10 protein-coding genes are annotated in these 23630 nt (G+C 73.6%); 2 read left to right on the top strand and 8 right to left on the bottom strand.

Going from position 1 to position 23630, the window contains the following annotated elements:
- Together VET29_RS32860 and VET29_RS32855 are read right to left on the bottom strand one after the other, a co-directional pair.
- Entirely contained in the window at nucleotides 1-12783 is a 12783-nt protein-coding gene (locus tag VET29_RS32860) for a type I polyketide synthase (protein WP_324927992.1), read from the bottom strand.
- Between the two features lie 124 nt (nucleotides 12784-12907).
- A complete protein-coding gene (locus tag VET29_RS32855; protein ID WP_324927989.1) occupies nucleotides 12908-13699 on the bottom strand; it encodes a shikimate dehydrogenase in 792 nt (263 codons plus the stop codon).
- Nucleotides 13700-13755: 56 nt separating this feature from the next.
- Between VET29_RS32855 and VET29_RS32850 the strand changes: the two genes are divergently transcribed.
- A complete protein-coding gene (locus VET29_RS32850; protein ID WP_324927987.1) occupies nucleotides 13756-14163 on the top strand; it encodes a helix-turn-helix domain-containing protein in 408 nt (135 codons plus the stop codon).
- Here the strand turns inward: VET29_RS32850 and VET29_RS32845 are convergent.
- A complete protein-coding gene (locus VET29_RS32845) occupies nucleotides 14145-16832 on the bottom strand; it encodes a helix-turn-helix transcriptional regulator (RefSeq protein WP_324927985.1) in 2688 nt (895 codons plus the stop codon). The genes VET29_RS32850 and VET29_RS32845 overlap by 19 nt on opposite strands.
- A 309-nt stretch (nucleotides 16833-17141) precedes the next feature.
- Entirely contained in the window at nucleotides 17142-20003 is a 2862-nt protein-coding gene (locus VET29_RS32840) for a BTAD domain-containing putative transcriptional regulator (RefSeq protein WP_324927983.1), read from the bottom strand.
- A gap of 331 nt (nucleotides 20004-20334) precedes the next feature.
- On the opposite strand from VET29_RS32840, the gene VET29_RS32835 reads away from it, so the two are divergent.
- Complete coding sequence (locus VET29_RS32835; RefSeq protein ID WP_324927981.1) at nucleotides 20335-21249, top strand: ROK family protein; 915 nt, start codon at nucleotides 20335-20337, stop codon at nucleotides 21247-21249.
- Nucleotides 21250-21379: 130 nt separating this feature from the next.
- Here VET29_RS32835 and VET29_RS32830 read toward each other — a convergent pair whose 3' ends face one another.
- The 4 genes from VET29_RS32830 to VET29_RS32815 all read right to left on the bottom strand — a co-directional run bounded on the left by VET29_RS32830 (nucleotide 21380) and on the right by VET29_RS32815 (nucleotide 23580).
- Complete coding sequence (locus VET29_RS32830) at nucleotides 21380-21787, bottom strand: tyrosine-type recombinase/integrase (RefSeq protein WP_324927979.1); 408 nt, start codon at nucleotides 21785-21787, stop codon at nucleotides 21380-21382.
- Nucleotides 21788-21804: 17 nt separating this feature from the next.
- Nucleotides 21805-22716: a hypothetical protein gene (locus VET29_RS32825; RefSeq protein ID WP_324927977.1), complete on the bottom strand. Its 912-nt coding sequence runs from the start codon at nucleotides 22714-22716 to the stop codon at nucleotides 21805-21807.
- The gene (locus VET29_RS32820) at nucleotides 22691-23089 is read right to left on the bottom strand and encodes a hypothetical protein (RefSeq protein WP_324927974.1); all 399 of its coding nucleotides are present in this window, start codon (nucleotides 23087-23089) and stop codon (nucleotides 22691-22693) included. The genes VET29_RS32825 and VET29_RS32820 overlap by 26 nt, the downstream gene beginning before the upstream one ends.
- 347 nt (nucleotides 23090-23436) lie before the next feature.
- Nucleotides 23437-23580, bottom strand: a complete 144-nt coding sequence (locus VET29_RS32815; protein WP_324927972.1) for a hypothetical protein — start codon at nucleotides 23578-23580, stop codon at nucleotides 23437-23439.
- Nucleotides 23581-23630 lie beyond the last annotated feature (50 nt).

Raw genomic sequence — 23630 nt, 5'->3', positions numbered from 1 at the left:
TCAGGACAGCTCCGCCTCGGCGAGGGCGAGGATGTCGTCGTCGGTCATGTCGTCGGTCATGTCGTCGGTCACGGCGTCGCCGGTGCCGCGCCACCTGCTCGCCAGGCGACGCAACCGCTCCACCACCTCGACGTGGTCCCCGCTCTGCCCCGCGGTGCCGTCGCCGAGCAGGCGGGACAGCGTGGCGTCCAGCCGGTCGACCTCGGCGAGCGCCAGCGCGGCGCCGGCGCTCGCCCGCTCGTCGGTGCCGCCGTGCGTGCCGTCGGCAAGGCCGAGTTCGTCGAGCAGGTGGCTGGCAAGGGCGGCCGGGCTCGGGTGGTCGAACACGAGCGTCGCCGGCAGCCGCAGCGACGTGGCCGCACCGACCCGGTTGCGCAGGTCGACCGCGGCAAGCGAGTCGAACCCGAGCTCGCGGAACGGCTGGCGGTCCTCGATGGACGCCGGATCCGCGTGGCCGAGTGTGGCGGCGGCGTGGCCGCGCACCAACTCGACGAGCCGCGCGTGCCGGTCGGCGGGCGGGATGGCCGCCAGCTCGGCCACGAAGGACACCTCCGGCGCGGCGGCCTCGGCGACGCGGCGGGCGCGCGGCAGCAGGTCGCGGACGACGGCGGGCGGGCTCGCGGCCATGCGCAGCGCCGCGATGCCGAGCTTGACCGGGGCGAGCACCGCCGGGTCGCCGGCCTTCGCGAAGGTCGCGTCGAACAGCCGCAGGCCCTCGTCGTCGGACAGCGCGAGGACCTCGTCCTTGCGGTGGCCCCGGGTGCCGTCGAGCACCTCGGCGGTCAGCTCGCTCGCCCGCACCCACAGGCCCCACGAGAGCGAGCCGGCCGGGAGCCCCCGGTCGCGCCGGTAGCCGGCGAGGCCGTCGAGGAACCCGTTGGCCGCCGCGTAGTTGCCCTGGCCCGCGTTGCCGAGCGTGCCGGACGCGGAGGAGAACAGCACGAACGCGGCAAGGTCGAGGTGCTCGGTCAGCTCGTGCAGGTGCCACGCGCCGTCGACCTTCGGGGCGAAGGTGTGCTCGACCCTGGTCGCGTCCAGCGCGGTCACCACGCCGTCGTCCAGCGCGGCGGCGCTGTGCAGGACCGCGGTGAGCGGGTGCGCGGCAGGCACGCCCGACAGGAGCGCCTTGACCTGCGCCCGGTCCCCGAGGTCGCAGGGCGCGATCGTGACGGTCGCGCCGAGGCCGGTCAGCTCGGCCCGCAGGTCGGCCGCGCCGGGCGCCTCGGCGCCACGGCGGCTGGTCAGCAGCAGGTGCCGCACCCCGTGGTGCGTGACGAGCCTGCGGGCTACCAGCGCGCCGAGGGTGCCGGTGCCGCCGGTGACCAGGACCGTGCCGTCCTCGACGAGCGGTGTGGACTCCTGGGCGGGTGTGTGCCGGACGAGCCTCGGGACGGTCGCGGTGCCGTCCCGCAGTGCGAGTTGCGGTTCCCCGGTCGCGACCGCGGCGGGCAGCGCCGCGAGGGTCGCGGCGGCGTCGGTGTCCACCAGCACGACCCGCCCGGGGTGCTCGGACTGGGCGGTGCGGGCGAGGCCCCAGACCGCCCCCGCGGCCGGGTCGGTCCGCGCGTCGCGGGTGACCACGACGAGCGGGTCGGTGCCGGCTTCGGACAGGTGCGCCTGGATCGCCTTGAGCGCGGTGAGGACGAGCTCGCGTGCCTGCTCCGGCGGCGTCCCGCTGGCGCGGGCGGTGAGGTCGAGCAGTGCGAAGGCGTTCGTGCCGCGCTCCGGCAGCGCGAGGGGCCGCCACTGCGTGCGGTAGAGCATGTCCGCGAGGCCGGGCCCGGCGAACAGCGTGGCCGGGTCGACGGGGCGGGTGGCGAGCGCGGTGACCGTGGCGACCGGTGCGCCGGTGCCGTCGGCCAGCTCGACCGCCACGTCGTCGCCCTCGGCACGCAGGTGCACCCGCAGCGCGGTGGCGCCCGCGGCGTGGCAGGTCACCCCGGTCCACGCGAACGGCAGCCGGGCGGCGGCACGTGCCCCGCCCCGGCCGGGCAGGTAGGCGGCCGCGTGCAGTGCGGCGTCGAGCAGCGCGGGGTGCAGCACGAACCCGTCGACGCCGCTCGTCGTGGCCGGGATCTCCACCTCGGCGAACACCTCGTCCTCGCGGGTCCAGACCCGGCGCAAACCCTGGAACAGCGGGCCCAGCTCCATGCCCACCTCGCGCTGGCCCTCGTAGAAGTCGTCCACCGCGACGGGGTGCGCCCCCGCGGGTGGCCACGCCGCCGGCGCGGGGCGCGGTGCCGCTACGGCCGTGAGCTGACCCACGGCGTGGCGGGTCCAGGTCGCGTCGTCGTCGGTGCGGGTGTGCACGGCGACGGGGCGCCTCCCGTCGTCCTCGGCGCCGACCGTGACGCGCAGGTGCACGCCCCGGTCCGGCACGACCAGCGGGGCCTCGACCACCAGCTCGGCGACCGTGTCCACACCGACCTCGTCCCCGGCGCGCACCGCCAGCTCCAGCAGCGCTGAGCCGGGGAACAGGACCGTGCCGGCGACGGCGTGGTCGGTGAGCCACGGCTGGGTGCGGGTGGTGACGCGGTTCGTGAACACCGCGCCGCCGTCGGGCAGGTGCACGGCGGCACCCAGCAGTGGGTGGCCGGTGTCACCGAGGCCGACCGCGCCGAGGTCACCGGTCCCACCGGTGTCCAGCCAGAAACGCTCGTGCTGGAACGGGTAGGTGGGCAGCGGGGTGTCCGGGTCGGTCGGCACGGCGGGCAGGCGCCAGTCGGGGCGCACCGCCGTCGCGGTGTGGACGGTCGCGAGCGCGGTGTGGAAGGTGGTCGGCTCGTGCTGGTCGCGGCGCAGCGTCGGCACCACCAGCACGTCGCCGTGCGCCTCGAGGGTCTCCTCGATCGGCGCGGTGAGCACGGGGTGCGTGCTCACCTCGACGAACAGGCGGTGTCCCGCCGAGGCGAGCGCCTCGACGGCGTCGCGGAACCGCACCGTGCCGCGCAGGTTGCGGTACCAGTACTCGCCGGTCAGCACCGGACCGTCGAGCCACGCACTGTCCGTGCTGGACCACATCGGGACCGTGGGCGCCTGCGGACGGACCGGGGCGAGCAGGTCACGCAGCTCGTCCTCGATGCGCTCGACGTGGCTCGTGTGCGACGCGTAGTCCACCCGGATGACCCGGGTGCGCACGCCTTCGGCGCTGAGCCCGGTGCGCAGCTCCTCGACCGCGTCGGGGTCGCCGGCCACCACGACCGACGACGGGCCGTTGACGGTCGCGACAGACAGGCCGTCGTGGTCCACCACACGCGGCTCGACGTCGGCGAGCGGCAGCGCGACCGACATCATCGCACCGTGCCCGGCCAGGTGACGGGCGATGGCCTGACTGCGCAGGGCCACCACCCGCGCCGCATCCACCAACGACAACGCCCCCGCCACGTACGCGGCGGCGATCTCACCCTGCGAATGCCCCACGACCGCATCCGGCCGCACCCCGTGATATCCCCACAACCGCGCCAACGACACCATCATCACGAACGACACCGGCTGCACCACGTCCACGCGATCCATCGACGGCGCACCAGGAGCCTGCCGGATCACATCGGTGACAGACCAGTCCACGAACGCCGACAACGCCACCTCGCACTCCGCCACCGCCTCGGCGAACACCGGCGACGACTCGAGCAGACCCGCCCCCATACCCGCCCACTGCGTCCCCTGACCCGGGAACACGAACACCGTCGGACCGTCCACCTCGACCCCGGTCCCGGTCCCGGCCACCACGGCCGGGTCGGGGGTGCCGGCGGCGAGGGCACGCAGCCCGCGTACCAACGTCTCCCGGTCCGCGCCGACCACGACGGCGCGATGCTCGTGCCGGACCCGGGCGGTCAACCGGGCCGCGATCGCGGTCGGCGTGTGCTCCTCGTGCCCTGACACGTGGTCGGCGAGGCGGGCGGCGGACTCGGCGAGCGCGGCGGGAGTCCGCGCCGACAGCGTGAGCGGCACGGGAGCCGTCTCCGGCACGTCGTCGGCGGCGACCTCGTCCGGCGCCTGCTCGAGGATGACATGCGCGTTGGTACCGCTCACCCCGAACGCCGACACCCCCGCCCGGCGCGGGCGGTCGACCTCCGGCCACGGCCGCGCCTCGGTCAACAACTCGACAGCGCCTGCCGACCAGTCCACGTGCGGCGTCGGCGCGTCCACGTGCAACGTCCTCGGCAGAACACCGTGGCGCATCGCCAACACTGTCTTGATCATGCCCGCGACACCGGCCGCGGTCTGCGTGTGCCCGATGTTCGACTTGAGCGAGCCCAGCCACAGCGGGATCTCGCGTTCCTGCCCGTACGCGGCGAGCAGGGCCTGGGCCTCGATCGGGTCGCCCAGCGTGGTGCCCGTGCCGTGCGCCTCCACCACGTCCACATCGGACGGTCGCAGGCCGGCGGAGGCCAGCGCGGCCCGGATGACCCGCTGCTGCGCCAGACCGTTCGGGGCGGTCAGGCCGTTGGACGTGCCGTCGGAGTTGACGGCGCTGCCGGCCACCACGGCCAGCACGCTGTGCCCGTTGCGGCGCGCGTCGGACAGCCGCTCCAGCACCAGCAGCGCGACGCCCTCGGACCACCCGGTGCCGTCGGCGGCGGTCGCGAACGCCTTGCAACGCCCGTCGGTGGCCAGCCCCCGCTGGCGGGAGAACTCGATGAACGTGTTGGGCCTGGCCATGACCGCGACGCCGCCGGCGAGCGCGAGGTCGGACTCGCCGGTGCGCAGTGACTGACCCGCCAGGTGCACGGCGACGAGCGACGACGAGCAGGCCGTGTCCACGGTGACCGCCGGACCCTCGAACCCGAACGTGTACGCCACGCGGCCGGACAGCACGCTCGGCAGGTTGTTGTGCGAGGTGTACCCGTCGACGCCGGCGGCGACGAGGTCGGCGCCGATCGTGTAGCCGGTGTGGAAGGCACCGGCGAAAACGCCGGTTTTGCTGCCACGCAACGTGGACACGTCGATCCCGGCCCGCTCGAACGTCTCCCACGCCGTCTCCAGGAACACGCGGTGCTGCGGGTCCATGCCCAGCGCCTCGCGCGGTGAGATGCCGAAGAACGAAGGGTCGAACTGCGTCGCCGTGTCGAGGAAGCCGCCCTGGCGGGTGTAGGTGCGGCCGGGCAGCCCCGGCTCCGGGTCGTAGATCGCGTCGGTGTCCCAGCCACGGTCGGCGGGGAACTCGGTCTGCACATCGCCTTCGGCCATGAGCAGCGCCCACAGGTCCGCGGGCGAGGCGATGCCGCCGGGGAGCCGGCATGCCATGCCCACGATCGCGATCGGCTCGTCGTCGCGCCGGGCGGTGACCGCGGGCGTGTCGGCGCGGGCGGTCGTGCCGGTCAGTTCGGCGCGCACGTACCCGGCCAGCGCGCGGGCGGTCGGGCGGTCGAACAGCAGGGTGGTCGGCAGCCGCAGCCCGAACTCCCGCACGAGCGCGTTGCGCAGCTGCACGGCGGTCATGGAGTCGAAACCCTGCTCGGTGAACGCCTTGTCGGGTGCGACCGAGGTGGCGTCGGTGTGGCCGAGCACGGCAGCGGCGTTGGCGGTGACGGCGGCGAGCACCGCGCGGTCCCGCTCGGTCTCGGGCAGCGCGGCGAGCCGCTCGGCCCAACCGCCGGTGTGCTCGACCTCCTGCTCCCGCAGGGCGTCGCGCACCTCGGGCAGCTCGCTCAGCAGTGCGCTGGGACGGGCAGCGGTGAAGCCGGGTGCGAAGCGGTCCCACCGCACGTCGGCCACCGACACCGTGGTCTCGCCGTGCTCGACGGCGGCGACCAGCGCGGCGAGCGCCGCGCCCGGGTCCATGGCGGGCAGGCCGAGCCTGCGCAGTCGCTCCTCGGCGCCGTCGACGGCGCCGAGGCCGGCACCCGCCCACGAGCCCCACGCGATGGAGGTCGCCGGGCGGCCCTGCGCGCGGCGGCGCACGGCGAGCGTGTCGAGGTAGGCGTTGGCCGCCGCGTAGGCGCCCTGTCCCCCGCCGCCCCAGACGCCGGCGTTGGAGGAGATGAGCACGAACGCGTCCAACGGCCGGTCCCCGAGCACCTCGTCGAGGTTGCGCGCGCCGGCGACCTTCGCCGACAGCACCCGCGACAGCTCGGCCGGGTCGGTGTCCGCGAGCGGCGTGCGCTGGCCGACCCCCGCGGCGTGCACAACGGCGGTGACGTCGTGTCCCGCCAGCGCGGCGGCCAGGTCGTCGCGGGAGGTGACGTCGCAGGCGGTGATCGTGACGCGGGCACCCGCGGCGGTGAGCTCCTCGGCCAGCGCGGCCGCGCCGTCGGCGTCGGCGCCGCGCCTGCTGAGCAGCAGCACGTGGTCGGCGCCGTGTTCGGCGAGCCAGCGGCAGACGTGTCCGCCGACCCCGCCGGTGCCACCGGTGACGACGACGGTGCCGCGGGGCACCCAGGGGGTGCGTGGGCCCGCCTCGTGCAGCGGGGCGCGCACGAGCCTGCGGCCGAGCACGCCGTCGGCCCGCAACGCGAGCTGGTCCTCGTCGCCCTGCCCGAGCAGGACGGCGGGCAGGTGGCGCAACGCGGCGTCGTCCGGCTCCGCGGGCAGGTCGACCACGCCGCCCCAGCGGCGTGGGTGCTCCAGCGCGGCGACCAGGCCGAGGCCCCAGGTGAGTGCCTGGGTCGGCCGCCCGTCGATGGCGCCCGAGGTGAACGCCCACACCGGCGCGGTCGTACCGCGCTCGTCGAGTGCCCGCAGGAGGTCGGTGAGCCCGGCGAGCCCGCGCGGCACCGTGGGGAAGGCGGGGTGCGGCGACTCGTCGAGCGCGAGGAACGACAACACCGCCCGGGGCTCCCGCGCCAGTGCGGCGTCGAGGTCGGCGAACCCGTCTCCGGTGGCCTCGACGCGGGCGACCTCCGCACCCCTGGTGCGCAGCGCGTCGAGGGCGGCCTCGGCGACGGGGTGGCCACCGGCCGGCACGACCGCGAGCCACCTGCCGGACAGGCGCTCGGCGGTGACGACGCCGATGCGGCGCCAGGTGACGCGGTAGCGCCAGCCGTCGGTCTCCGCGCCGCGGCGGGCCCTGCGGCGCCAGTCGACGATGGCGGGCAGCACCGAGGACAGCGCCTCGCGGGTGGCGGCGTCGGCGTCGAGGGTGGCGGCCAGCGCGGTCACGTCCTCCTCGTCGACGACCGCCCAGAACCGGGCCTCGGCCGGGTCGCTCGTCGTCGCGGCGGGTGCGGCCGTCGGCCAGAACCGCTTGTGCTGGAAGGGGTAGGTGGGCAGACCGGTGGCCGGCGGGGTGGCCGGGCGGCGCCAGTCGACAGTGGTGGCGGTGCCGGTGTGGACGGTGGCGAGCGCGGTGTGGAAGGTCAGCGGCTCGTCCTGGTCGCGGCGCAGCGTCGGCACCACCAGCGTGCCTGGCCTGCTCGCGAGGGTGTCCTCGATGGCGGCGGTGAGCACAGGGTGGGTGCTGACCTCGACGAACAGCGCATGCCGGGCGCCGGCCAGCGCGGCGGTCCCGTCCGCGAAGTGCACGGTCTGGCGCAGGTTGCGGTACCAGTAGCGGCCGTCGAGCGCCGGGCCCTCGACCCACGCACCGTCGGTGGTGGACCACATGGGGACGACCGGGGCCGCTGGTGTCACCGGCGCGAGCAGGTCGCGCAGCTCGTCCTCGATGCGCTCGACATGGCTCGTGTGCGACGCGTAGTCCACCGCGATCACGCGGCAGCGGACGCCATCGTCGGACAGCCGGGCCCGCAGCTCCTCGACCGCGGCAGGGTCGCCGGCCACCACGACCGACGAGGGGCCGTTGACCGTGGCGAGTGACAGGCCGGGACGACCGTCGAGGTAGGGCCCGATCTCGGTGACCGGGAGGGCGACGGACATCATGCCGCCCTTGCCCGCGAGGCGGTGGGCGATGGCCTGGCTGCGCAGGGCCACGATCCGCGCGGCGTCCGCCAGCGACAGTGCGCCCGCGACGTGCGCGGCGGCGATCTCACCCTGCGAGTGGCCCATGACCGCGTCCGGCCGCACACCGTGGTGGCGCCACAACCGGGCCAGCGACACCATCATCACGAACGACATCGGCTGCACCACGTCGACCCGGTCCAGGCCCGGCGCGCCGGGTGCCTGCCGGATGACATCGGTGACCGACCAGTCCACGAAGGCGGACAACGCCGTCTCGCACTCGGCCACCGCCTCGGCGAACACCGGCGAGGACTCGAGCAGACCGGCACCCATCCCGACCCACTGCGTGCCCTGACCGGGAAACACGAACACGGTCTTGCCGTCGGCCCCACCCTCGCCGGCGACCACTGACGGGTCCGGTGCGCCGTCGGCGAGGGCCCGCGTGCCGCGCACCAGCGCTTCCCGGTCGGCGCCGAGGACGACCGCCCGGTGGGTGAGCCTGCTCCGCTCGGCCAGGGTGCGGGCGACCTCGGCGGCGGTCAGGTCGGGCCGGTCCTCGACGTGCGTGGCCAGCCGGGCCGCGGCGGCCGACAGCGCGGCGGGAGTGGCGGCCGAGAGGGTCCACGCGGTCACACCGTCCACATCGGACACATCGGGGTCCCGGTCGTCGGGGGCCTGCTCGAGGATGACGTGAGCGTTGGTGCCGCTCACCCCGAACGCCGACACCCCCGCGCGGCGCGGGCGGTCCACCTCCGGCCACGGCCGGTTCTCGGTGAGCAGTTCGACGGCGCCGGCCGACCAGTCAACGTGCGGGGTCGGCGCGTCCACGTGCAACGTCCTCGGCAACACACCGTGGCGCATCGCCAGCACCGACTTGATCACCCCGGCCACCCCGGCCGCTGCCTGCGTGTGCCCGATGTTCGACTTGAGCGAACCCAGCCACAGCGGGGTTTGCCGGTCCTGGCCGTAGGTCGCGATGAGCGCCAGGGCCTCGATCGGGTCGCCGAGCCTGGTGCCCGTGCCGTGCGCCTCCACCACGTCCACATCGGACGGTCGCAGGCCGGCGGCGGCGAGCGCCTGGCGCACGACCCGCTGCTGCGCCACACCGTTCGGGGCGGTCAGGCCATTGGACGCGCCGTCGGAGTTGACCGCCGTGCCCGCGACGACCGCCAGCACGCCGTGCCCGTTGCGGCGCGCGTCGGACAGCCGCTCCAGCACCAGGACGGCGACACCCTCCGCCCACCCGGTGCCGTCGGCGGCCGCGGCGAACGGCTTGCAGCGGCCGTCGGCCGCGAGGCCACGTTGGCGGGAGAACTCGACGTAGGACGACGGCAGCGCCATCACCGCGACGCCACCGGCCACGGCGAGGTCGGACTCGCCCGATCGCAGCGACTGGCCCGCGAGGTGCAGCGCGACGAGCGACGACGAGCACGCCGTGTCCACGGTGACCGCCGGGCCCTCGAACCCGAACGTGTACGCGACCCGCCCGGACACCACCGCGCCGTTGGCGCCGGTGCTGCGGTAGCCCTCGGTGTCGTCGGACGCGCCGGCGAGGACCGCGCCGTAGTCCTGGTTCATGGCGCCCGCGAACACGCCGGTCCTGCTGCCGCGCAAGGAAGACATGTCGATCCCGGCGCGTTCGAACGCCTCCCACGCCACCTCGAGGAACTGGCGCTGCTGCGGGTCCATGGCGAGCGCCTCGCGCGGCGAGATGCCGAAGAACTCCGCGTCGAACCCGGCGGCGTCGGTGAGGAATCCGCCGTCGCGCACGTAGGACGTGCCGGGGTGCTCGGGGTCCGGGTCGTAGCCACCGTCGACGTCCCAGCCGCGGTCGGTGGGGAACGGTGTGATCCCGTCACCACCGGCGAGCAGGAACTCCCACAGCTCCTCGGGAGAGCCGATGCCGCCGGGCAGCCGGCACGCCATGCCCACGATGGCGACCGGCTCGTCGTCGTGGTGCGTGGTGACTACGGGGTGGTCCTCGGCCGCCGCCTCGCCGAACAACGCGTCGAGCACGCACGCGGCCACCGCCAGCGGGGTCGGGTGGTCGAAGGCGAGCGTCACCGGCAGGGCGAGGCCGGTCCGCGCGACCACCCGGTCCCGCAGGGACACCGACTGCAGGGAGGTGAAGCCGATCTCGCGGAACGCGCGGTCCGCTTCGACACCGGTGTCACCGCGGACGTCGGTGACCGCGGCACGGACGAGGTCCACGAGCGCGGCGAGCCGGTCGGCCGGCGTCAGGTCCGCCAGGCCGGCACGCAGGCGGGCGGCCGTGTCCGCCGACGCCTCGGCGCTCCCGGCAGGCGCGGCGTCGAGGCGACCGCGCAGCAGCGCGGGCGCGTCGGCCGTGCCGGTGGTGTCCAGCGCGACCGCCAACACGGCGGGCTCGCCGGACATGAGCGCGGCGTCGAGGGCCGTGAGCAGGTCGCGGCGGGTGAGCGTGCCGACGCCGGTCCCGGTGGTCCCGGGGAGATCGGCGGTGTCGTCCTCCCACGGGCCTACCGACAGGGACAGCGCGGGTCGGCCGCCTGCCCGGCGGCGCACGGCGAACGCGTCGAGCAACGCGCCGACCGCGGGGTCACCCGGCACGCCGACCGCGGTCGCCGGGGAGAGCAGCACGAGGTGGGCACCGGCCACGTCGACGGCGGCCACCCCGTGCGCGACCGCGGCGAGGTCGCCGCTCGCCACGTGCACGACGGTCGACGGGGTGCCCGCGCCGCGCACCACGCGTGCCACCTCGGCGTGGTCGGTGCCGGCGCACGCGGCCACGGCGACCGACACCCGGCCCGCCCGCGCCAGTGCGGGCAGCTCCTCGGCCAGTGCCGCGACCACCGGGTCGTCCTGACCGGACGCGGCCACGAGGGTCAGCTCGCGGACCCCGTGCGCGCCGACGAGGTGGCGGGCGACGGCGGCCCCTTCCGCCGTGTCGGCGCCGACGACGACCGCGCGGCCGTGCCCGACGTGCGCGGTGGCGGTCAGCGGCACCCGCTCCGCGGCAGGCGCCAGCACGACACCCTCCCGCACCGCGAACCGGGCGCCCGCCTCGGGGAGGAGGACCTCGGTGGCGTCCACCTCGGACCCCGCGGGCAGGTCGAGCGACACGACCCGGTCGCCGTGCTCGGCCTGGTAACCGCTGACGAGCCCGGCCACCGCGGCGGCCACCGGGTCCGGTAGCTCGTCGGGCAGCGCGCGGACACCGCCCCCCGTCACGACGACGAGCCGCCCTGTCGCGCCGGAGTCCAGCCAGGCGCGGACGTCCCGCGCCACGATGTCCACCGTGGACATAAGCTCGCCGGTGGGCACGCGCAGCACCGTCGCGGCGCTCAGCGGCATCGCCGGTCCGGCCGAGACCGGTGCCCAGCCGACCCGTAGCAACTGCTCGTGCTGGCCGGTGCCGGTGGCGACCAGCCGGGCGGGCGCGTCGAGCAGCACGTGCCGGGTCACCTTGCCGGAGCGGGTCCTCGGCACGGCGGCCACCTCGTACAGCTCCTCGGGGACCTTGAACATCGCCAGCCGTTCCCGGCACGCGGCGAACACGGCGTCGCTGTCGACCCCACCCGGCCCCGGCACGACGAACGCGACCACCACCTCGCCGAACACGGGGTGCGGCTTGCCGGCCACGGCGACGTCGGCGACCCCGCGCACGGCGCGGATGGCGTCCTCGACCTCGGCGGGGTGGATGTTCTCGCCGCCGCGGATGACGACATCCCTGATGCGACCGGACACGGTGAGGTAGCCGGCGTCGTCGCGGCGGGCCAGGTCGCCGGTGCGGTACCAGCCGTCGCGCAACGCGGCGGCCGTCTCCTCGGGCCGGTTGTGGTACCCGACCATCACGTTCGGGCCACGCACCCACACCTCGCCCTCGGCCGCCGCCGGCACGTCCCGCCCGGACTCCGGGTCGACGAGCCGCACGTTGAGCCCCGGCACGGGCAGCCCGCAGGAGCCCTCGACCCGTGCGCCGGACGGCCAGTTGATCGCGATGGAGCCGCAGGTCTCGGTGCTGCCGTAGGCGTCGAGCAGCGGGACGCCGAAGGTCTCCTCGACCGACCGGCGCAGGTCCGCGGTGGTGACGGCGCCGCCGACGAGGCCGACGCGCAGGTCCGGCGCGGCGAACCCCTGCTGGTGGGCGGCCCGCACCAGGAAGTGGTACATCGTGGGCACACCGGCGATGAGGGTCGGCGACTCGGCGCGCATGGCGGCGAGCACCTCCTCGGCCGAGTAGCCGTCGGTGATCCTGGCGAACGCGCCGACGGCGGTCACGCCGAGGACGCAGGCGATGTGGGACAGGCTGTGGAACAGCGGCAGCGGCCACAGCACGCGGTCGTACTCGGTCAGGTCCGGCACCGGGACGTAGCAGGCCGCCACGGACCACAGGCAGTTCCGCTGCGTCGACAGCACGCCCTTCGGCTGCCCCGTCGTGCCGGACGTGTAGAGCATCCACGCCACGTCGTCGAGGTCGAGGTCGTCGCGGGCGGGCTGCTCGGGCTCGGTGGTCGCCATCGCCTCGAACGACGAGGCGCCCACGGGCGGGCGGGCGTCCCCGGTGACGACGAGGACGGGTGGGCGCTCCTGCCCGGCACACAGGCCGACCAGCTGCTCGACGTGCGCCGGATCGGTGATCACGACTCGCGCGCCGCTGTCGTCGAGGAAGTAGCCGAGCTCGGCGTCCGTGGAGTGCGGGTTGAGCGGGACGCCGATCGCGGCGGCCCGCGTCACCGCGAGGTAGCTCTCGACGGTCTCCACCCGGTTCCCGAGGTAGATCGCGACGCGGTCGCCCGGCTGCACGCGCAACCCGGCGAGGTGCCCCGCGATGCGCCGGGTCCGGTCCGCCAGCTCGGCGTAGGTCACACGGCGGTGCGCGTCGGCGAACGCGAGGCGGGTGCCCCGGTGTTCGGCGTGCTCGGCGAGCAGCTCGGGAACGGGCCGGATCAGAGAAGTGCGCAGCATCCCGGATTACTCCTGTGTCGGCCGGCGAAGAAAACGCGGCGGCGGTATTGGCACATCCGAATTCAGTGTGCGGGCGGGATCGGGCGGAAAACCCCCTGGCAATCCCCCTATGCCATCCCAGAAATCAGGGCCAGCCGAAGAAGTCGCGATAGCAGGGGATTTGTTCGCGCAGCATGTGGGCGCCGGCGTGCGTGTCCATCCCCAGTGCCCGACCGGCCACCAGCAGCGGGGTGTGCGCCGGTTCCATCACGATGTCGGCGATGAGCGCCCCGGCACGCAGCGCGGCCGGGTCGAACGGCAGGGGATCGGCGGGCCGCATGCCGAGCGGCGTGGCGTTCACGGCAAGGTCAGCGGCCGCCAGGTCGGCGGCTCGGCCCTCGGCGACGCGGTCGGGCCAGCGCACGGCGAGCCTGGCGGCCAAAGCCGCGCGGCGCACCGGGTCGACGTCGTGCACCGACACCCGGGCCGCACCCGCCGTGAGCAGCGATGCCGCGACCGCGCTGCCGGCCCCGCCCGCGCCGACCACCGCCGCACGCCGGGCCACCACGGGATGACCGGCGGCCGCCAGCCCCCGGACGAACCCGACTCCGTCGAAGTTGTCCGCGTGCCATCCGCGCGGGCCGCGCCGCAGCGCGTTCGCGGTCCCGGTGACCTCGGCGGCCGGACCGACCGTGGCGGCCAGTGCGCACACGTCCGCCTTGTGCGGCACGGTGACCAGCACCCCGTCGACGTTGTCGGTGGCGGCGAGACCGCGCAGCACGTCGGCGAGCCGTGCGGGCGCGACCTCGACCGGCACGACGACCGCCGACAGGCCCCATTCCGCGAGCAGCGGGTTGAGCAGGCCGGGCGCCTTCACCTGGCTTACGGGGTAACCGAGCACGGGGTAGAGGCGGGTGCGCCCCGAAAGAGTGGTCACGGTCGGGTCCGGTCACCGAACGTGGCATTATTATGGGAGAGGAAAGGACGTGCGCGATGCCCCGGTCCCCGATCCGCGACCTGTCCGGCGACGCCGCGGCCGACGCCGTGGCCACCGAGGCGTGTCCGGTCCGTGAGGTGCTCGACCGCGTGGCCGGCAAATGGAGCATCCTCGTCATCGTCGCCGTCGCCCGCGGGCCGATCCGCTTCGCCGAGCTGGAGCGCCAGATCGACGGCATCAGCAGGCGCATGCTGACCCTCACGCTGCGCAACCTCGAGCGCGACGGGCTGCTGACCCGCACCGTGTACGCCACCGTTCCGCCCAAGGTCGAGTACCGGCTGACCGAGATCGCCCAGGAGCTGCACGTCGAGCTGCTGTCGCTCACCAACTGGGCAGAGCGGCACCGCAAGACGATCTCGGCCGCACGGCACGCCTACGACGCCACTCATCGCGAGGCCGGCTGAGGGAGCCATTCCGGTTCACCGGGGAACGCGCCCGCACCGAGGTCGGCCGGCAGGTCCTTGCGGCGTTTGACGTCCAGCTTCCGGAACACGCGCGTCAGGTGCTGCTCGACCGTGCTGGCCGTGACGTACAGCTTCGCCGCGATCTCCCGGTTCGTGTAGCCGAGCACCGCGAGGTGTGCCACACGTCGTTCCGAGTCGGTGAGCCCGCGCCCGCCACCGCCGCGGCCCGCCTCCTGCTCGGTCGGCTCCAGCATGGCGAGCAGCTCGTCGCACAGCGGGCGTGCCTCGCACGACGACGCCAGGTGGCGGGCGCGGCGCAGCGTCGTCCTGGTACGCCTGCCGTCCTCGAGTGCGGCGAACGCCAAACCGAGGTCGGTCAGCGCCTGCGCCTGGCCGTACTGGTCCCCGCACTCCTCGAACAGCTCCACCGCCTCCTGCAGCAGGGCGGGCCGCCGGTCCGGGCGGCTGACCGCGGCGAGCACGCGCAGCGCCGCCCCACGGGCCCGGCCACCCGCGGCGCGCGGGAGCCCCGACAGGGCGTCGCGCACGAGCCTGCGTGCCCGGTCCTCGTGGCCCAGCTGACGCCAGGCGAGCGCGGCGCCCACCCGCCACGGCACGGTCGGCGCGGCCTCGAGGCCCAGCAACCGCACCAGGTCGCCGCACGCGGTGAAGTCGGTGACCGCGCCGTAGGCGTTGCCGGCGGCGAGGTGGTGCTCGCCGCGCGCGTAGCGGTAGTAGAGCCCGTATCGGGTGCGGAACATGGCCTCGGGCGGGACCGTCGCGAGGTGGCTTGCCGCCTCGTCGAGGCGTCCGGACCGCACCGCCGCGGTGATGAGCGTGGCGAGCGGGAGGCCGACCGCGACGCCCCACGCCCGCGCCGGAAGCACCGACAATGCGGTGGTCGCCGCCGCGTGCGCGCCGGTCAGGTCCCCGGCCCGCAGCAGAGCCTCGGCGCGGATGGCGGTGACCTCCGCGTGCCAGGCCGGCGCCCCTGTCGCGTCGTCCGGACTGGTCAGCTCCGCGCAGCGCTCGACGACCGCCCGCGGCCGCGCGACGTCCAGCAGCCCGGTCAGCGCCAGCACGGCGGCCTCGCGTGTCCACCCGTCGGCGGTCGCGGGTCGTGGCCTGCCGAGGACCCGCGCGACCTGCTCCAGGTCGCGGGCGAGGTGTCCCGAGCGCAGGGCCGAGGCCATGGCTGCGGCCGACGCGAGGCCGGGGTCACCGCCCGCGGTCGGGTCCGGCGCGGCCGAGCGGGCCGGTCTGCGCACGGCCAGCGGTGCGTGGGTGCACGCCGCCCACGCCTCGAGCGCGCGCACGCCGCCCTCGCCCGACTCGGGTCCCGCGGTCTCCCACAGCCGGCCGACGACCGCCGCCGCGTCGTCGATACGGCCGTGCCAGAGCAGCTTGCGCACGAGTTCGGCCGACGTGTGGCGGTCGAGGTGCCCGGCGCGCGCCGCCGCGACCAGCTGGGGCAGGTGCTGAGCGGCCAGCAACGGGTTGCGCCGCCACAGCGCGTCGGCGTACCTGGCGAGGACCGGCGCGCGGTCGGCGGGCCGGTGGCAGGACTCGGCGGCCAGCTCCAGGAACCGGGCGGCGCGCTCGTCCTCGCCGGCGAGCAGCAGGTGTTCGGCGGCCTCGGTCAGCACCGGCACGGCCCACGGGTCGGCGGGACGACCGGAATCGAGGAGGTGGGTCGCGACGGCGGTGGTGGGCTCGCCCGCGGTGTGCAGCAGTTCGGCGACGCGCTGGTGGAGCGCCGCGCGCTCCTCGGTGGGCAGCGCGGCGAGCACGGCACCGCGCCCGGCCGGGTGCGGGAAGGTGTCGGAGCGCAGCAAGCCGGTCGCGGTCAGGGCGCGAACCGCGCGTTCGGCGGTCGCCGCGCCGGTGCCCCGGTCGAGGCCGGCGAGCCGCGCGACCCGCTCCGGGGTGCCCATGCGGCCCAGCACGGCGATCGCGTTGGCCACGCGCAGGGTGGTGGTGTCGGTCCTGCGCAGCAGCCGGACAACGGTGTCGGGGTAGCGGTCATCCACGCTGCGGTGGTCATCGAGCAGGGCGGCGAGCAGGCCGGGGTTGCCGCCGCTCCTGTGGTGGAACTCGGCGGCCGACGCGGCATGCCCGTGCGCGGCCACCAGCCGGGCGGTGCCCGCGGGACTCAGCGGCTCGACACCGAGCCGGTGCACCCTGGGCTCGTCACGCAGCGCGGCGATGAACCCGGGGGCCGGGCGCAGGCCCTCGCGTTCACAGGTCATGACCAGCAGCACGCGGGCGGTGTCGACGCGGCGCGCCAGGTACAGCAGGCTGTGCACGGACCGCTCATCGGCGTCGTGCAGGTCGTCGACCGCCACCAGCAGCGGCCGGTCGGCGGCCAGGTGGTGCACCGTGCGGCAGAACTCGCGGTGCCCGGGTACCTCGGGCCCGGTCAGGTCGTCGGGCACCGGCACGTTGTGCAGCAGCTGGGTCAGCACGCTGCCGGCCAGCTCCCGCTCCATGGGCGAGCACGACGCCCGCATCACGAGCAGGCCCGCGCGCTCCGCCAACGTCACCGCCCGGTCGAGCAGTGCGCTCCGCCCGGTGCCGGGAAGGCCGTCGACCAGCAGGACCCGGCCGCCGTCCGACACCGTCGCCCCGATGAGCTCATTGAGGATGATCTCGTGCCTGTCGCGTTCCACCAACCGCATGATTCCCCTGTCCTGCGTTCTTCCGGGATCGCCGGGAAAACGCGTGGTCTGCCTCACCCAGCGGGGAACAGGCCCTGGTCAGGGCGCGCGGCGCTGCGTTTTTCCCCTGTCGCGAGGACGTGGCGTCTGTGCAGATTCCGGCACGGCACTGCCCGCGTTTTCCGACAGTGACAACGCCAAGTCTGGGACGGCGGCCGGCCACCCTCAATGACCATGACCCCGTGGTTGGCGATCAGTTACCGGAGAGTGGACCACCCATCATCCGGTTACCGATCCTTGACGCAGTGTGACCGGATCGGTTCACGACCCTGACGCGGCCTTGAGTTCGCGCCAGCGGAAGAGCTCGGCGCGACGGGGGTGGCCGTCCGGGCAGAAGTCCACCGCCGCGCGGTAGCACGCCTGTGCGACCGGGATGGCGCCGCTGGACAGGGCGCGCTGCCCGGCCTCGAAGAGGATGTCACTGATCTCCCCCGCTACCTCCGCCTGCGGGCGCCCCGCCCGCGCGGTGTGCACGACGGCCTGCCGGCAGTGGTGGACGAGCAGGGCTGGCGAGTCGGCGCCGCGCGCACTCAGCCAGCGGGCCGTCCGCAGGTGCTTCTCCGCACGCACGTGGTGCGGCAGCCGGGACACGGCGACCTCACCGACGAGCCGGTGGGTGAACGCGTACTCGACGTCAGCCTGCTCCGGCCCGAACTTGCTGCGCCGCAACAGCTCGTGGCGCACCAACGACTCCAGTGACAGGTCGAGCTCGTGCTCCGTGCGGTCGTCGAGCGCGGCGAGCATGCCCCGGCCGAACTGCGTGCCGAGCAGCGCCGCGTCGTACAGCGCAACGCGCTCACCGGCCGCCAGCGTGTCCAGGCGCGCGGAGATGATGGTGTGCACCACCGGCGGCACCGGCAGCCGCCGCGCGTCGCGCTCGGCGACGAGGCTCGTGTCCGCGGCGAGCATCCGCGCGTACTCGACGGCGTACAGCGGGTTTCCGCCCGCCTGGTCGAGCACGCCCGCCACCAGGTCGGTCGTGCAGGTGCCCCTTGGCAGCAGGCCATCGAGCAGGCGCTCGACGGCCGCCCTCGGCAGCGGGTCGAGGCTCATGGTGGTGGCGCTGCGGTTGCCGCCCGCCCAGTACTCCTGCCGGTCGAACAGCTCGGTGCGCGCGGTCACCACGAGCAGCAGCGGCAGGTCGACCACGCCCTCGACGAGGTCGCCGACGAACCGCAGCAGCACGTCATCCACGACATGCAGGTTCTCCAGGATGATGACCACGGGTGCCAGGGCCGCCAGCTCCTCGACGAACCACCGCCACGCGAGCAACGCGGCGCGGTGGTCGACGGGTGCCGCGTCGACCGGCCGGTCGGACGGCCGCGCGACGAGGTCGCGCAGGTTGTCGGTGAGCCGGGCCGCGGCCTCACCGGCGCCGACGAGGCCGGTCATCGCGTCGGCGAGCTTGCGGTCGCGCTCCGCCGGGGAGTCCTCCGCCGCGATGCCCGCATAGGAGCGGACCACGCGGGCGAGCGCCGCGTACGGCGTGTCCGGCCCGAAGCTGTGGTCGCAGCCGACCAGGCAGCGCACGCCCGCGCCGTCGGCGACGCGCCGCTGGAACTCGTGCATCAACCTGCTCTTGCCGATCCCGGCGGGGCCGAGGATGGTCACCCGGTGCGGGCGCCGGTTGTGGCGCACGTCGTCGAGCCACCACAAGAGCTGCTGCATCTCCCGCGCGCGGTCCACGAACGGCAGGTCGGTGGGGCAGCTCAGTTCGGGCTGCGCCCGTTCGGCGAGGTCGAACCCGTACTCCCCCGCGACCGAGGTGAACTCGAAGCGGTCCCGGCACAGTTCCCTCGTCTGCTCGCAGGCCCGAACAACACCGGGCCGGGCCGCGGCGAGCAGGTCGAGCCCGGTACCGACCAGGTGCCCGGTGACGTGTCGCCCGCCGGGTCTGTGCTGGTCGTGCACCACGAGGGCATCACCGGCCGCGACCGCCACCCGCAACCGCAAACCGCCCGGTGACAGGCGTGCGACGTCCATCGCCGCCTCGACGGCGCGGCGCGCGTCGTCCTCACGGGTCCGGTCCGTGCCGAACAGCACGAGCAGCACCGGGCCCATGGTCTGGTGGCCGCTGCCGCCGCGCCTGCCCACCCGTGCCGACACGGCCGCGCCGACCCCGGCCAGCACGTACTCGAGCGTCTCGGGCGCGACCGCCTCGTCGACGTCGGCCCGCACCAGGAGGGCGGTGACCCTGCGCCGTTCGCCACCGGCGACCGTGAAGGCGGGCTCGGGCGCGGGCGGGCCGCCCTCCTCGGCGCGGGCCTTGACCGGGACAATGTCCTGGAAGCCGTCGTCGCGCCACTCGGCGTCCGCGCGCAGCCGCACGGGGGCGATCGGCCGCACGGGCGCCGCACCGGCGCGGGTCAGACCGGGGTCGTGGTCGAGGATCGCGCGCTCCAGCTCACGCAGCTCCGGGCTCGGGTCGAGCCCCAGCCTGCCGACCAGCACCGACCGCGTGCGCCGGTAGACCGTGAGCGCATCGGCCTGGCGCCCGGAGTGGTACAGCGCCAGCATCAGCTGGCGGCACAGCCGGTCACGCAGTGGCGTGCGGCCGACCAGCGGTTCGAGCTCGGTGATGACCTCGAGGTACTGGCCGGTCGCAAGCGCCGTCTCCATCAGATCCTCGAGCGCGACGAACTTCGCGTTCTGCAGCGCGGTCAGCTCCGGCCAGTTGTAGCCGTGCTCGGCGAGATCGGCCAGCGCGGGTCCGTTCCAGAGCGCGAGCGCGGCCCGCAGCTCACGGTCGGCGTCGTCGAACCGGCTCTCACCGAGCGCGGCCCGGCCCTTCTTCGCCAAGTCCATGAACCGGCACACGTCCACCGACTCCGGGTCGACCAGCAGCGCGTAGCCCGGCGCACGGGTGAGCAACAGGACCGAGCTGTCGTCCGGCTGGTCCTGTCCAAGTATGCGGCGGAGATTGGAGATCGCGTTCTGGAGGATCTTCCGCGCCGAGGGCGGCGCGTCACCGCCCCACAGCGCCTCGATGAGCTGGCTCGTCGCCACGACTCTGTTGGGGTAGAGGAGCAGGTACGCCAGTGCCGCGCGCTGGTTGGTGCCGCCGAGCGGGACCGGTTCCCCGTCGTCGTGCACGCGCAGCGGTCCGAGCAGGCTGAACCTCATCGAATTCCCGCTCGTGACGGCCGGTTGCCCGGTCGGCATCTTTTCCCACGGTCTCGGCACTGTCGCCACGGTCATCCCCCAGGCCGTCGACACGGTTCGTCGACAAAGTCTAGGCAGAGCCGGTTGTGCCTACATCAACTCTTGTTCGCAGGCGTCCGGGAATATGTCGACCGCGGCGCACAAAGGGGGGGTTAGGGGTGCCGGCAGGTATCCGCGCCGGTTAACGTCCGAACGGAAGGAAAGGAGCTGTAATGCCAGGACAACAATTGTCCACACCAGAACCGGTGCGCGATGCGGGCAACGGGCTCCACCCCGAGCGGAGCGTCCAACCGTGAGCAGGCTCGGCCTCGATATCGGCGGCACGAAGGTCGCGCTGCGCGCCGAGGCCGGTGAGCGGGTGGCCGAGTCCGTGTTCCACTGGCGCGACACGGGATCGGCCGCTGACGACCTCGCAGACCTTTACGCCGCCGTGCGTGCCGCGCTGTCGGACTGGCCGGAGGACGTGACCGCCGTCGGGGTCGCCGTGCCGGCGACCTGCGACGCGGACGGCATCGTGCGAACCTGGCCGAACCGACCGACGTGGACGGGTCTCGACCTGTCCGGAGCGCTGCAGCGGTTGTTCCCGACGAGCCGCGTGGCACACGCCGACGACGGCGACCTCGCCGCGCTGGCCGAAGCCCGCGCGGCAGGCCGCGAGAACGTCTTGTACATCGGAGTCGGAACGGGCGTGGGTGGCGGGATCGTCGCGGCCGGACGGCTGTGGCCGGACCGCGGCTCGTGCGAGGTCGGCCATCTCGTGGTCGACCTGGCGGGCCGCCGGTGCACCTGCGGACGCCGCGGCTGCGTGCAGGCCGCCGCATCCGGTCCCGCGATCCTGCGCCGTGCTGCCGAACTGCGGGGCGCGGACGTGCCGCACCAGGATCTCACCGGTGCGGTGGCGGCAGGCGCGTCCTGGGCGGTGACCGCGCTGCGGGAGGCCGCACACGCCCTGGCGGTCGCGGTGGTGGGGATCTGCGAGCTGGCCCACCCGGACGTGGTCGTTCTAGGCGGTGGTGTGACCGCCAGGACACCGGAACTCCTGTCACTGGTAGGTGCCGAAACGAGGGCGTTGTCCCGACCTGGCGTCGACCTACCGCCACTGCGCCCAGCACTTCTCGGTGACCTGTCCTCCCTGCGAGGAGCGCTGGTGCTGGCGGAACTCATCGACACCGGCGCGGAGCTCTCGGCGGCCGCCGCCACCCCGTGAGCGACCAGCCGTCAGCCAACCCACGGTGTCAACGGCTATGGCGCAAGCGCATCCAACCGGCGCCGGGCCACCACAAGATCAACAGTGGGTAGAAGTGGGGTCGCAAGTGCCGCGATATCAACACCGGGTACTACCGCTTTTTGCCGCATCCGAACCCGTCGGAATGGTCTCCTTCAAATACAGCGAGTTGTGCAGCAATCTGTCGTGGCCGGCATAGACCTGAACCCATAGTGAGCCGCTTTTCAGTCTCTCGATATGTCACCGCAGCGACGTGCAAAGATCCGCTCGCCAGCGAGCAGGTTCGTTCCCGTCCGCAGTTGCCGATGGTCACCGTGATAGACGATCTGTTGGCGTTCCTGCACGCGCGTTGGTCGGCCTCTCGAACCCAGGCCACATAGAACGCGAGTGTGGTTCCTCCTTCGGCGTGTCCGAGTCGGCCGCCGACGGTGCGGAGGTCGACGCCGGCGCGGATGAGTTCGGTGGCTGAGTAGCGGCGCAGCTTGTGAATGGTGGTGCGGATACCCAACCGGTCGACCATCCGGTGGTACTGGCAGGTCAGCGCCAGCGGTGACCGGGGTGTCCGTCCATCCGGATGAGGGACCTGTCGATCGCCGAACCCTCCTGGTGGCTCTCCGGTGCCATGTCGACGATCAAGGTAGGGATCTCGCCGAGCTGAGTCTGGACGTATAGCAGGTCGTTCAGCAGCCTCCGGAGAACCGACTGGTTCTTCTTCACGACCATGAGCCGTACCGACGCACCGTACAGGTTCCGCGCGTCGTTGAGGGGCAGGTCGGGTCGCTGCTTCTCAAACTCGAGCGTGGACAGGGTCTGCGCCAGTCTGCGGTAGTCCAGCTCCGGGTCGGTCAGGCGGACGATCCCCGAAGTGTCGGGCAGCGACCGGACGCCAGCGTCGATAGTCTCCTGGATCTGTCGCCGGGCGATGTTCGTCGTGCCGGTGGGCACGATCACCAGACGGTAACCAGCATCGATTGACTTCGCGATCAGACCGACCGCGCTGGCGGTCCTGCCGCTCTCCAGTTCGTGGACGAAGGTTCCCCTGATTGGAGTCGGTTCCGGCGTCGTCGGGTCGGCGAGGAAGGTCATGACCCGCTCTGTCACCTCGTCGACGGCGGCGACGGACTCGGACGTCCACCCCTTGCTCGTGAGAGCGTCGGTGTAGGAGCTCCAGTAACGGGTTGGCTGGACCCTGGCGGGTTCTCCCGTGCTCGCCGGAGGGGATGCGTCGGCGTGGGCCGACAGTTCCTCGACCAGCCGTCGTAGCTCACGGACCTCCTCCGCGCTCGCGGCGGCCATCGCCTCGGCGGCCTCCGCCCGGTCGCGCAGCTTCGCCTCCCTGGCTTTCCACTGCTGGGTGACACCCCAGTTGCTGGTCTGAGCCTCCTGGGCGGCCCGGTGCAGCTTCCGCAGCTGCTCGGCTTCCTCAAACCAGGTCCTGCCCAGTCGCACGCCTGACTGCGTCGATCAGGTCGATGACGAACTCGTCCGCCGGCAGCACCGCTCCGTTGAGGTAGCGGGACACCGAGGCCGGATCGATCGCCTGTTGCCGGGCGTAGGAACGGACCGAGGCCCCGGTGTGTGCCAACAGGAGCCAGAACTCGCGCATTATCGGCCCGAGGTGACCGTTCACCACGGGGGTCAGTTCGCAATGCTCCCTTCGGCGTCCCAACAGCTGTTGAACAGCCGGATGTAGTAGGTCGCGTACAGTCCCGAGATCCGGCCACCGCCCGATGGTGGAAAGACCGGCTTCAGGAGGCGATTGACGCCGCCCGGCCCCGTACAGGCCCGAGTTGAACGTCGAGGTGCCCGCCACCAGGTCCACGACCAATCCGGACCGCGATGTCCTTGATCTCCAACAACTCCGCAGGCCCACGGGAGATCTCCTCTCGACCCGCCAAGGTCAATCCTGCGCACGACAGCGAATCCTTTCCCACAGAACACCAAGATCACATGCTACGACCGTCTGAACTCCCCTCATTTGACGTCGTTCGCCGTGGATGTTTATCAATTGGTGCACGTAGGCGTGGCCCGGTGAACCGTATGCAGCGGCCGGGCGCCTGGATTGGGTGACCGTCGAATGACGACGGCTTCGGACTCGTCGGTCAGGGGCTTTGGCGTTATGTTTGCTTCCCTGAAGAGCCGGTGCTTCGCGGGAACGGTGACCAGTACTCAGCTGTTGTAGTACGAGCCGCGATTGTCCGGCAGGGCCAAACTTGGTCCTGAGTTGTTCACCTGTCGTTCCACGGCGGTTGGACCGCCTTGGGCCATCAGTTCGTGGAACCGGCATTCGTTGTCACGAGAGGTCTCGGTCATCCGTTCAGCCTAGCTGTGGGTTACGTTCCGCGATTGCGTCGTTCGGTGGA

This window comes from Actinophytocola sp. (assembly GCF_035634895.1).
Taxonomy (GTDB): domain Bacteria; phylum Actinomycetota; class Actinomycetes; order Mycobacteriales; family Pseudonocardiaceae; genus Actinophytocola.
This window is presented reverse-complemented; position numbering and strand designations above follow the sequence as displayed.

What these genes read in the sequence shown, in the direction of transcription:
- VET29_RS32860 (WP_324927992.1), bottom strand. Translation starts at nt 12,783, where the DNA reads ATGCTGCGCACTTCTCTGATCCGGCCCGTTCCCGAGCTGCTCGCCGAG.
- VET29_RS32850 (WP_324927987.1), top strand. Translation starts at nt 13,756, where the DNA reads ATGCCCCGGTCCCCGATCCGCGACCTGTCCGGCGACGCCGCGGCCGAC.
- VET29_RS32840 (WP_324927983.1), bottom strand. Translation starts at nt 20,003, where the DNA reads ATGAGGTTCAGCCTGCTCGGACCGCTGCGCGTGCACGACGACGGGGAA.
- VET29_RS32830 (WP_324927979.1), bottom strand. Translation starts at nt 21,787, where the DNA reads ATGGTCGACCGGTTGGGTATCCGCACCACCATTCACAAGCTGCGCCGC.
- VET29_RS32815 (WP_324927972.1), bottom strand. Translation starts at nt 23,580, where the DNA reads ATGACCGAGACCTCTCGTGACAACGAATGCCGGTTCCACGAACTGATG.